This is a genomic window from Glaciimonas sp. Gout2 (assembly GCF_035018905.1).
GTDB lineage: Bacteria > Pseudomonadota > Gammaproteobacteria > Burkholderiales > Burkholderiaceae_D > Glaciimonas.
This window is the reverse complement of the sequence record NZ_JASJXA010000073.1, coordinates 1-11,002: the sequence shown is the minus strand read 5'-3', so window position 1 is coordinate 11,002 and position 11,002 is coordinate 1. Positions and strand designations below refer to the sequence as shown.

The 11,002-nt window shown below is 48.7% G+C and carries 11 protein-coding genes and 3 pseudogenes; 5 read left to right on the top strand and 9 right to left on the bottom strand.

Features of this window, described 5'->3' with window-relative positions:
• Positions 1-212, top strand: a 212-nt coding sequence (locus QN379_RS22425) for a hypothetical protein (protein WP_323507655.1), incomplete at its 5' end; no start/stop codon positions are given.
• Here the strand turns inward: QN379_RS22425 and QN379_RS22420 are convergent.
• The gene (locus tag QN379_RS22420) at positions 209-1,228 is read right to left on the bottom strand and encodes a helix-turn-helix domain-containing protein (protein ID WP_322238359.1); all 1,020 of its coding nucleotides are present in this window, start codon (positions 1,226-1,228) and stop codon (positions 209-211) included. The two genes, QN379_RS22425 and QN379_RS22420, sit on opposite strands and share 4 nt — an antisense overlap.
• Before the next feature lie 579 nt (positions 1,229-1,807).
• On the opposite strand from QN379_RS22420, the gene QN379_RS22415 reads away from it, so the two are divergent.
• Both QN379_RS22415 and QN379_RS22410 read left to right on the top strand, forming a co-directional pair.
• Entirely contained in the window at positions 1,808-2,263 is a 456-nt protein-coding gene (locus tag QN379_RS22415; protein ID WP_322238362.1) for a 2,4'-dihydroxyacetophenone dioxygenase family protein, read from the top strand.
• Between the two features lie 125 nt (positions 2,264-2,388).
• The gene (locus QN379_RS22410; protein ID WP_322238364.1) at positions 2,389-2,802 is read left to right on the top strand and encodes a nuclear transport factor 2 family protein; all 414 of its coding nucleotides are present in this window, start codon (positions 2,389-2,391) and stop codon (positions 2,800-2,802) included.
• A gap of 275 nt (positions 2,803-3,077) precedes the next feature.
• Here the strand turns inward: QN379_RS22410 and QN379_RS22405 are convergent, their stop codons facing one another.
• The 3 genes from QN379_RS22405 to QN379_RS22395 form a co-directional block, all read right to left on the bottom strand.
• Positions 3,078-3,596 carry a carboxymuconolactone decarboxylase family protein gene (locus QN379_RS22405; RefSeq protein ID WP_323507654.1) on the bottom strand — a complete coding sequence of 173 codons (519 nt, stop codon included), beginning with the start codon at positions 3,594-3,596 and terminating at the stop codon, positions 3,078-3,080.
• A 163-nt stretch (positions 3,597-3,759) separates the two neighbouring features.
• A complete protein-coding gene (locus tag QN379_RS22400; RefSeq protein WP_322238368.1) occupies positions 3,760-4,548 on the bottom strand; it encodes a helix-turn-helix transcriptional regulator in 789 nt (262 codons plus the stop codon).
• Entirely contained in the window at positions 4,541-5,317 is a 777-nt protein-coding gene (locus QN379_RS22395; RefSeq protein WP_322238370.1) for a cyclase family protein, read from the bottom strand. Before QN379_RS22395 ends, QN379_RS22400 begins: the two co-directional genes overlap by 8 nt.
• Before the next feature lie 249 nt (positions 5,318-5,566).
• Here QN379_RS22395 and QN379_RS23770 point away from each other — a divergent pair.
• Positions 5,567-5,737, top strand: a pseudogene (locus QN379_RS23770) (Dyp-type peroxidase domain-containing protein); the annotation flags it as partial.
• A 34-nt stretch (positions 5,738-5,771) separates the two neighbouring features.
• Positions 5,772-6,398: pseudogene (locus QN379_RS22390) on the top strand (Dyp-type peroxidase); the annotation flags it as partial.
• Between the two features lie 115 nt (positions 6,399-6,513).
• On the opposite strand, the gene QN379_RS22385 reads toward QN379_RS22390, so the two are convergent.
• The 5 genes and pseudogenes from QN379_RS22385 to QN379_RS22365 all read right to left on the bottom strand — a co-directional run.
• Positions 6,514-7,395: an AraC family transcriptional regulator gene (locus tag QN379_RS22385; RefSeq protein WP_322238372.1), complete on the bottom strand. Its 882-nt coding sequence runs from the start codon at positions 7,393-7,395 to the stop codon at positions 6,514-6,516.
• Between the two features lie 75 nt (positions 7,396-7,470).
• On the bottom strand, positions 7,471-8,262 hold the full coding sequence (locus tag QN379_RS22380) for an L-iditol 2-dehydrogenase (RefSeq protein WP_322238374.1): 792 nt from the start codon (positions 8,260-8,262) through the stop codon (positions 7,471-7,473).
• On the bottom strand, positions 8,262-9,671 hold the full coding sequence (dalD, locus tag QN379_RS22375; RefSeq protein WP_322238375.1) for a D-arabinitol 4-dehydrogenase: 1,410 nt from the start codon (positions 9,669-9,671) through the stop codon (positions 8,262-8,264). Before dalD ends, QN379_RS22380 begins: the two co-directional genes overlap by 1 nt.
• A complete protein-coding gene (locus QN379_RS22370) occupies positions 9,655-10,692 on the bottom strand; it encodes a sn-glycerol-3-phosphate ABC transporter ATP-binding protein UgpC (RefSeq protein ID WP_322238377.1) in 1,038 nt (345 codons plus the stop codon). Before QN379_RS22370 ends, dalD begins: the two co-directional genes overlap by 17 nt.
• 79 nt (positions 10,693-10,771) lie before the next feature.
• Positions 10,772-11,002: pseudogene (locus QN379_RS22365) on the bottom strand (carbohydrate ABC transporter permease); the annotation flags it as partial.

Genomic DNA, 11,002 nt, shown 5'->3' with positions numbered 1-11,002 from the left:
TTAACCGCGTAACAACATCGCAGGCGCAGCGGTCACGATCGGCCAGAATGAGCGGTCACGTTGACCAGAATACGCAGCTAACCGCTAATGGGATGCCCGAGCCTTTAAATAGAGAAGAAACTCTGGTGAGTAGAGTTTTCAGCACAAAAGACGAGGATAAAAAAAATCAGCGCAACCGTATGTTCAAGCGGTTGTGGAGGAAAAATTATTAGGTAAATGAAGCAACGGTGTTGTGATCTTGATGCTTTGGTAGGGAATGAGTATCTTGATGATTTCTATAATGCTTCGGGCTACTTCCAAAGTGGAGTTTAAATGCTCGACTAAAATGCGAAGCGTCATTGAATCCCCATTGATACATGATTTCCGACACTTGGCGACCTTTAAGCACTGGGTTAAGGAGAGCCTCTCCGCAACGCTCCAGACGTTGCTCCTGAATCCAGGAAGAAGCACTTTTCCCCGTTTGCTCGAATACCATATGAAGGTAACGCACCGAAATACGATTTGCTTGAGCAATTCGCCCCAAGCTTAAATCTTCTTCTTGAAGGTGATCGAGAATGTAGTTTTGGATGCCTTTCAAGTAACGCTGAGAAAGACCATGTGGTGTCGTCTCTATTTTTTGCGAAAGGGTCGCAGATACTAATTCCAAAGTGACTCGCTTCAAACAGACCGAATCCATAGCATCGAGACTCTCAAATTGATTTGTCATTGACAATATGTGGGAGAAAAGAATGGCCCCGATTCCCGTTTTGCTATCTACCACACTGCCCCTTATGCTCATATCCCGGGGCAGCCGCTCTTTCAAGTGAGCAAACGGAATCATCAAGGTAGCTTTATGTAAGTTCTCCGTTACGATGAATTCAGTTGTCTGGTTGCTGACCCATAGGACAAGATCGCCGGCTCCAAAAGAAAGTGCTTGATCATCTACTTTGAAGTGCTCCATTCCTCTGGTAGTGATTTGAATGCCAAGATATGGCTCATCGTCCCGTTTGATTTCTTGGGAGGTTCGACTTCCGCCGCATGGGCTGCAGATGCATTCGACGAGTTGGATCCCACCGATATCGCGTTGACGCATTTGAGCGGTAAAGTCTGCGGGAACACGTTTATTAACTTTCCAGTCCCGATAGCTTGACGAAAGGGCTATTTGCCAAGCATCAGTGCGGTCACCGATAGCGATGTCGTCAGTCGAGCACCAATGCCCACTTAGAAAATTATAGGAAGGGGATTTCATTTTGTCTCTCTCCAGCGTTTACATCCCTGTCGAGTCTTTGCCCGAACAATTTTTATAAGATGGGGATGTCTACGGTTCAAAAATCTAAAACGGAATTGTTCAGATTTCTTTATACATTGTGATCTCAATATATATTTTATGTTGTGTGGAAGTGCAAATTGAATTGACTTAAAGAGAAATACGAGCTTCCTTAATAGTAAAAATATCAACTTTAATTACATTTTTTTCAATCCTCGTCCTCGAAGAAGAGCAGCGACTGAAGTCGTTAAACGAAAAGTCGTCGTTAGCGCTAGAAAGTTAACACAAACGTATGCTTTATTGCAGCGTGTTGAATCGCAGCATTCAAGAATGCGAAATACTAATATGACGATAAGCGCAAACGCGAACAACTTACTTCTCCCAGAATCAAGTCGCTATGCATTCTGGTACAACGGCTTTTTACCGCGTCTTGCTATGATCACTTCATCACGAATCAATTGTTTATCAAGTTGGCGTTAAAACGAAGTGATACAAATTGAGATCAGTGGAAACGAGGTCATACGACTTTGTCTACATATAATACTGCAGAAGGAGACTGTAATGAATGCACTGACAAACGCAAGTAAAAAAGAAAAGGTAAGGGAAGAATACGTTCAGATGGATGAGGTTGAGTGGAAGCCCTTTCCTGCGGCTTTTTCAACTGGTGGAATCCGCTGGAAGCTACTGCACGTTTCTCCAGAAATGGGTGCCTGGACCGCAATTTTCGATTGCCCCGAAGACTCATCCTTCGCTCCACACTTTCACGTTGGGCCGGGCGAGTACTTCCTGACCAAGGGGCGGATGGATGTCCGTGGCGGCGTCGCGGCTGGCGGTGACACCGCAGTTGCTCCTGGCTATGGTTACGAATCAGCGAATGCGCGTCATGATAAAACTAACTTCCCAGTCGACAGTGAATTTTACATGACCTTTCTAGGTCCCTTAACTTTCATTACACCTGAAGGTGCGCCAATCGCAGTGATCGGTTGGGAAGAAGCCCAAGGCGCCTGGCTTTCATAAAGTCAACCTTAGCAGGGAATCCAAGGTAAAAAATGATCGGTGGATTTTTCTGATCAGACATGAGACTTCCAGTCCTCTTTTTATGCGGCAACCTGTAGTCAAAAAAGACTCCTTACAGAAAGAAGATGATGAATTCAAATATAACGTCGGACCAAGAAAAAGTGGCGGCAATTAAAGAGTCTTCGAAATCGAATTCCGCTATAGCAACGTCGGAGACGGGGACTATTCTCGGGAGTCATCTGGGCGCATTTGCAAAAGGAGTTGATGCAATCATGGTTGACTATACCGAACAATCTTTGGTGATCACCCCAGACAAAACTTATCGTGGATTAAAAGAAATTCATGCGTTTTTCGATGCGTTCCTCAAGGGAGCAGAGTCAGCATTTTGGGATGCATTTAAGATCCGTACACAAATTGTTGACGGTAACGTTGCGTATTTGGTTTGGGAGGCGAAGCCATTCGTTCCAATGGCCACCGATACACTGATAGTTCAAAATAAGAAAATTTTGACGCAAACTTTCACAGCTTTTGCGAATTGATAGCTTTAGTTAAGAAACAGTTATAAAAGGGCTCTGTCGCAACAACAAAAATTGATGAAATGGTATTGAGAAAAGGGTAATCCCTCTGAATTTGGAGGATTCACCCGCACCATTTCCGTAGTATCAATGACGACCGTGGCCCGCTTCTGGTGCTGATAATAACCAGCAAGGCTATAATCAGCAAGCGACAGCACCGCTTCACCGTAAAAGCCTCCTTCGCTATGCTACTAATGAGCTTGTATCTCAGGTCAGTTCGCTAGTAAAGCGACGTTACCTTACATGCTCTTCCACGAGGTTGCTGCCTCGTCAAGTGGTACTTCAAGAGTTTCAAGGAATCGTGCTGTCATCATGTAATGACCAATCAGAAGCGTCAGCTCGGCAATCTGCGTGTCGTTGAAGAATGCCCTCGCTTCAGCGAACGTCGGCGATGAAACTTTTACATTTTTTACACATTCATCAACGAAGCGAAGAATAGACCGCGACCGCGCATCGGGACCGTGACCCTCTTCGATCGCAGCGATGGCGTTATCGTCCCAACCGGCCTGTTGGGCAAGCGGGAGATGCTGCATGCGTTCGTATTGGCTACGACTTAGTGCGCCTACCCGTAGGATGATCATCTCCCGGTCCTTGTCGTTGATTAAGCCGCGCGGAAAAGATGCGCCGAGAGACAGGTATCCAGCGGTGGCCCCGGTCGTGCGTAGCAAAGCAAGTGTTAGATTCGCAGGGAAACGGTCGAATTGTAGCTTTTGCTCATCCGACAATTTGTCAATTGATGTAAGTGTGATCCTAGGCATTCTATTTCCTATATTGGTAAATAAAGCTTGTTACTACACCAGCGCCTCAATGCTAGGCGGTGACACGCATTGTGCGAAACGCCTTTACACGGTTGCTTGGTGGACTCCGCCACGGCGAGAAGCCGTGGCAGCATAAATTGGGTAGCGCAACGCGCTCTACTTATCAGCGCAGTTTTCCCTTTCCCCCTGGGGTGGTCCCGGTGCGGCGGCGATACATCTCGATAAAAGCTGAAGTGTTCTGATAGCCAAGCGTATATGCGATCTCTTTGACCTGATTACCTGCTTCTAGCATGTTGATCGCTTTCACGAGGCGCAGCCGCTGACGCCACTCGTTATATGACATGAACAAGTGTGCATGCCACCTTCGCGACAAAGTGCGCTCCGTCGAGCTGCTCTCGTCCGCCCATTGCGCAAGGGAACGCCGATCGCCAGGATTTAATTCGAGCGTTGCTATGATCGGACTTAATAATGGATCATCGGTCGCAGGTAAATAGCTTGCGTATCGCTGGGCGGCGATCAACTGGTCTATTATCACTTGGACCATACGCAGGTCAGTCTCGGCTCGCGGATGCCCAATACCTCGCGACGTGAGGTCAGTCACCAGGGCTTTGGTCACGTCGCTCAGCGCTAATGTGCAAGGCTCGGTGGGCATGTCCACGCAACGGTCGCTTTCAATGTGGACAACTACATACTCGATGTCGAGATTGGCACGTGATGCATGAGTGACTTCAGGAGGAATCCAGATCGCGTAAGCAGGAGGTGACAAGTAGCGCTCGCCCGCAACGTCAAATTCCGCAACTCCCTTCACTGCATAGAGCAGCCGCCCCCATGAGCGACGCTGCTGGGGAAAAACTGTGCCGGCCTTGAATCGGGCGCGGCGCAGCCATACGGGAGCGGGCGGCTCGCCAAACAGATTGATGATCGGCGCCCCAGTGAGCATATCGTCATTCACTGATAATCGCGACAGGTCGCGCCCAACCAGCTGAGGCTTTTGCTACCTTGATCGGCAAAGAAATAACTTCAAAGCCATGCGGAGGCAGTTGTTCAAGATTCGCGAGCTTTTCGATCTGGCAATAAGGCACGGTGCTACCGGCAAAATGTCCTTCCCAAATGATCGAGGCGTCTTGCGTTTCCTCGAAGCGTTTCTGCGTAAAGCTAAACGGCGCATCCCAGCTCCAAGCATCGGTTCCAACAACCCGGACACCTTGGCGCGTAAGGTGTAAGGTGGCGTCCCGGCCCATTCCGCAGCCTCGGTGAATGAAATCCTGTTGTCCGTATCGAATACCCGCCGCTGTATTAACAAGGACGATATCGCCAGCTTCTAACTTGTGGCCTATGCGCGTTAATTCTGCGTCGATTTCCGCAGGCGTGACCACATGACCATCTGGTAGATGCCTAAAGTCAAGCTTTACGCCAGGCCCAAAACACCATTCGAGAGGTACCTCGTCAATACTCATTGCCGGGGTACCGTCGTCTTGGAGTGATCGGTAATGGATCGGCGCGTCCATGTGAGTTCCTGCATGAGTGCTCATCTGAACGAACTCGACCGCCCATCCTTCGCGGCCAGGTAGATCAGCTGGATCAAGCCCAGGGAAATAATCAGCCAACTGCCGGGCACCTTCCTTATTGTCCGTGTATTTGATGCGCGGCAAAAATTCTTCCGGATCCGATGGAATGCCCTCTTGCAGGACGACGGATAAATCGATGATTCTTCTGCTCATAATTGGGCCTTTAAAAGTAGTTGGGAGAGGCGGCGCGGGCGCCGTGTTAACTCAGTGATTAGATCTTAGCACTTGTCTTATAGGAGTTAAATATCGATTATCAGACAATCAATATCGATATTCTGACTAGCGCATTCATCACCGACCCGTTGGGCGAGCAATTCGCTCTTATTTGACTTTTCTATGCTCGCTTCAGTCTCTTAACCGAGTATTCAAGTCTTATTTCTTTGACTTTATGGCCTAGCCAAACAACGACCGGCCGCTCTGGGCGTTTTGCCACGTTTTATGAGGGATCAATTGATTGCTGAGCGCACTGGCGGTGATATTTCGATACAGGCGTGTTCAGACGATCCACAGGTGGCAGAACATGCTATTCGTCGCTTGGTTGGATTGGCTTGTGGTATGGTAAAAATTCGTTGAGCCCAAACGGTTTTCGTCAGGGGTTCAATCTGGTGAAACGCCACGCGATCAAATGGACTTTAAAGACGGAACCATGAAAATCCGGCCTAATAATGGCGCGGCTATGAAGCAATTCGTGTGGGTCGGTGACGAAGGTCCAAGTTGGATGCGGGACGAAACGTATATGGTCATTCGTTCGACCCGTATCGCGCTGGAGCATTGGGATCGGATGGAGTTAGGATGTCAGGAGGAAACGGGCGGACGTCATAAATACTCGGGTGCACCGATTGGTAAACAACACGAATTCGATCCAATGGATTTCGATGTCAACGACAATGATGGTAATCCGGTCAGTGCAGAAAGTGCACATGCACGTCTGGCCGCTCCCGCAAATAACGGCGGTGCAGAGATTCTTCGAAGGGCTTACGCTCACGACAATGGTGTAGCCAGTATCGCCGAGCCCTGGCCGCCTTGGCGTCAAGCGATGACTTTTGATGCGGGCCTATTATTCCAGTGCTATCAAAGAGATCCAAGGACGGGCTTCACAAAGATATTTGAAAAAAAGGCTAAACTCGATATGCTGAATCAATTTACGACACATATCGGAGGTGGTTTATTTGCTTGTCCTCCTAGTGCTGAGCAAGGTGAATATATTGAACAGCGGCTGTTTGAGCAGGTTTAAAAAGCCTTGAGTGACACTGCCAGGTTGTTGCGAATGTTTTATCTCTCTGTACTTACTTGGCGGCTTCAGTGGATGGTGGTCTGCGCACCGCCGAACGCAGCCTTCCGCGGCGCCGTTAGGTACCGAATCGGCCTTCAGATTGCGCCCTAAATTCCTTGGGCGTGATGCCTTTCATCTCCAGGAATCGACGATTAAAGTTTGCAACATTATTGAACCCGACTTCGTAGCAAATATTGGTCACATATTGTTCCGAATTCATCAGTAACTGACAGGCTTTATTAATGCGAATTTGATTAACAAAGTCAGTGAAACTGTTTCCTGTAGCCTTCCGAAAAAATCGCGAAAACTTGGCGGGGGACATATTTAATCTGGTCGCCAAAAAATCGGCTGAAATCGGCGTCCGATAGTTTTCCGTAATGTAATTAAATACGGTATTGATTTGTGCCATCGAAGCATCGTCATCGAATGACTGCATCTGAGCACTGGACAATAGACGGTAGGAGTTGCTTCTGGCTAAAATGCCAAGCAAATTTAGAAATTCTGCAAACCGATTGACATTCTTCGCTTCTCGTATTCGGTAAAATACCGGTTCTACCTGCTCGCTCATGTTAAGGAATTCAATGCCGTACTTGGCACGTTCCAGCAAGGGCATTATTTCCCGTAATTCAGGGATGTACTTAGCTGCCAGTTCCAGCGGTGTATGACCGAATTGGATCGCCATGTCACGAGAGGGAATGCCCTCTGCGGGAATGTTGGAAGAAATCCAGTTGTGGGGTAACCTTGGGCCGGTTAGTACCAGATTACCCGGCGCGAAGTCTCCAATATAGTCACCGACAAATAGCTTCCCACTACTTTTAATAATGAAATGAAGTTCGTATACATCGTGGTAGTGCCAGCGAATAAGCGGGTCAGGAACGCCATGCTCCAAAAAACGTAAAAACTCACTGAATTCGTGATATTCGAGTTCCGGGTTACGGGAGGGGAGTTTGGTGTTCAATGCTGTCTCCTTTAGAGCTATTTCAGTTCTGTTTTGCTTTGCATGCATACTCTTGTATGCATGCTTTTACGATGTTTAACTCATGACATTACCACCATCTACGTTCAGCGTCTGGGCGGTAATATAGGCCGATTCTGCGCTAGCAAGGAAAATGGCGGCACCCGCAACTTCTCCCGGATGTCCCATACGACCAAGAGGAACTGCCTGTCCTACGGCTATTTTCTTTTCTCCCAACTTGAGGCCTTCATATCGGGCGAATAAAGCATCAACATGACCCCACATTGGCGTGTCTACAACACCCGGTGATATAGCATTCACGCGGATGCCGAAAGGGGCCATCGCCAGTGCGGCAGATTGGGTATAGCTGATGACCGCCGCTTTCGTCGCGCAATAATGTGATACCAACGCCTCGCCGCGGCGTCCCGCCTGCGACGCCATATTGATAACCGTTCCCTGCGTGCCAAAGCTGACCATTTGCGCTAGAATCTTTTGCATGGAGAAGAACATGCCTTTGACATTAACATCAAACAAACGCTGATACATCGCCTCATCCGAGTCAAGCAACGGCGCCATATCAAACACACCGGCATTATTGAAAAATGTATCCACTGGTCCGAACGTCTGACTGGCACGGTCAATCATTAATGCGACAGAAGTGGACTGCGTGACGTCGGTGGATACATAGATCAACCGATCTGAATGCGATGCCATCAATAACGCTAACTCAGCGGATGGTTCGGCAGGTAAATCTGCCACAGTGCAAAGCGCTCCTTCCTGCAAATAAGCAGCCGCTACTGCAAGTCCAATGCCACCATTTGCGCCAGTGAGTATGGCGTGTTTTTTGTGAAGACGATCAAGGCTTGTCATTATAGATTTCCTTTTATTGAAAGATACGCACGGCGAACGGTTGCTTCAAGCGTCGGGTCTCCTGCGATCGGCCCCCAGAGAAGGGCGTTGCTACAAAATGCCTGCACACAATCCGTTGCATTAAGAATGTTGGTAACAATCGCTTCACCCATGGCCTGATCTTTATAAGGAAACGCAACTCTCCCTTCAGCCCTCTGTTGGAGAAAAATCAAAAAAAGTGCCGGCAGCGTGGCAGTACTGTCAAACGGTTGGTTTTGCGCCAGGCGTTCAGCGATGGTTGGCGCAATAAAACCCGGTATTTTGGCAAAACCATCTGCGGCAACCCGTTCGATCGTATCGTTGATATGAGGATTGCTAAAGCGGTCTAACACTGTATCTCGATACAGGGCCAGATCAATGATACTGGGTGACAAACAAGGAATGACGTCGTTGGTGACATAATCAAAGGCCATCTGCGCGATGGTTTTGTCAGCTAATGCGGCATGAATAGTATCGAATCCTTTCAGCGCACCTGCCCACGCGATACAACTATGGCTAGCGTTCAGAATACGAATTTTTGCTTCTTCATACGGCAAGACTGAAGACACCATTTCTACGCCGACTTTTTCCCATGGCGGCCGACCATTACAGAAATGATCTTCAACGACCCATTGACAGAAATCTTCAGCCATCACAGCACATTGGTCAGGGAAGCCTGTTGCCGCTTTTACGCGACCCTTTGTTTCAACCGGTGGCTTTGGCGTAATGCGATCAACCATGCCATTCGGGCATGTCGTATTGTCTTGAGCCCAATTGCGTAATTCAGATTCGCCGCGACGTTCCAGAAAATCAAACAGGCCGGTTCTGAAATGGTCACCATTGCTGCGAATATTATCGCAACAAAGTAAAGTAATCGGCCCCGCATCTTCCTCTCGCCGGGCGCGCAATATGCTGCATATCGCACCATAAATTGTCAGTTGCGTGCCTTGCTCAAGATCCGAACGTAAATCTGCATAGGATAGATCTAACTGTTGGTGTTGATTCAGGTAATAACCAGCTTCAGTCACGGTGAAGGAAATAATTCTGGTGTCTGGATGGCGGCCCATTGTGACCACGGCATGCAAATCAGGCGTCCATGGCAAAATATCACTGATAGAACGTATGCGCTCGTAGGAAAATATGCCCGCAGGAGTGACTGTTTCCAGCGTGTATTCGCCACCTTGTGAATGTAGATCGCTCAGCAACTGGACCATATCGGGCCGAATATTGCCTGCCGCAAGCGTCCATTTTGTTTCGCCGCTATCGATCAGGCGGTTCAGATACCACGCTTGATGCGCGCGATGGAATGCGCCGACACCAAGATGCAAAATGCGCTTGATAGATGCAGGATTTGTATGTGACATAAGAGAGTGGTTAGCGAGCGGTTGCATGTACTTTTCCTGCGCGATCAAAGATGTGCATATGTTGTTGATCCAAGAGCAGGCTGACATGATCGCCTGCGCTAAGGGATGAGCGCTCATTGCGCCTTGCGACAATCTGCAAGCCGTTTTCCATCGTCGAATAGATCAGCGTTTCAGCACCGAGTGCTTCGACGACGTCCACCGTGGCCGAATAGCCTTCGCCCGATACGGTACTCAGTTCAACATACTCGGGGCGGATGCCGACGAATCCGCCTTCTGGCAACGATTGACCAACTTTCGGCGGGTGTGGAAGACCCGAAAGCGGCAACACGTTCATGCTCGGCGTACCAATGAACTGTGCAACGAATTGATTGGCGGGACGGTCGTACAACTCCAATGGTGAGCCAACCTGTTCAATCAACCCGTCGCGTAAAACGACTACGCGGTCAGCTAGCGTCATGGCTTCGACCTGATCATGGGTAACGTAAATCGTGGTGGCGCCCAACTCTCTATGAAGGCGGGCAATTTCGATACGGGTTTGTCCACGTAAAGCAGCGTCGAGATTTGATAACGGTTCGTCGAATAAAAATACCTTTGGCGCACGTACGATTGCACGGCCGATAGCGACCCTTTGCCGTTGTCCGCCGGATAGTGCCTTCGGTGTGCGTTCCAGATACTCGGTCAGGTTGAGGATGCTGGCGGCCTTGTTGACCTTCTCACGGATGATCGCTTTGTCGACGCCAGCCAGTTTCAATGCAAACGACATGTTCTCGAAAACGGTCATATGCGGATACAAAGCATAGGATTGGAACACCATCGCCAAATCGCGTTTGGAAGAGGGTAAATGGGTGATGTCCTTTCCATCAAGTGTCAGGTTGCCGCCATTCACCGGCTCCAGACCCGCAATCAATCGGAGTAAGGTCGATTTTCCGCAGCCGGATGGGCCAACAAAAACGACAAATTCACCTTTTTGAATCTCTAGATTGATTCCTTTGATGGCGTGATGTGCATCAAAATATTTATCGAGATTGTTTAATGTCAGGAAAGCCATGATGGTGTGTCCTTAGAATTTTTTAATAGATTTGCTTTGAATCCATCTGCAACCAACACAATGTGTTGATTACGCCAGCTTATTTAACCGCGCCAAAGGTCAGGCCTTGCACCAATTGCTTCTGGCAGAACCAGCCAAATACGATGATTGGCGCGATGGCCATCAACGACGCAGCGGAAAGCTTTGACCAGAATAATCCCTCCGGACTGGAATAGGAGGCAATCAGCGAAGCGAGCGTTCCGGCATTGGCAGCGCCAAGATTAAGCGACCAGAACGATTCGTTCCATGACAATACAAGGCACAATAAAGC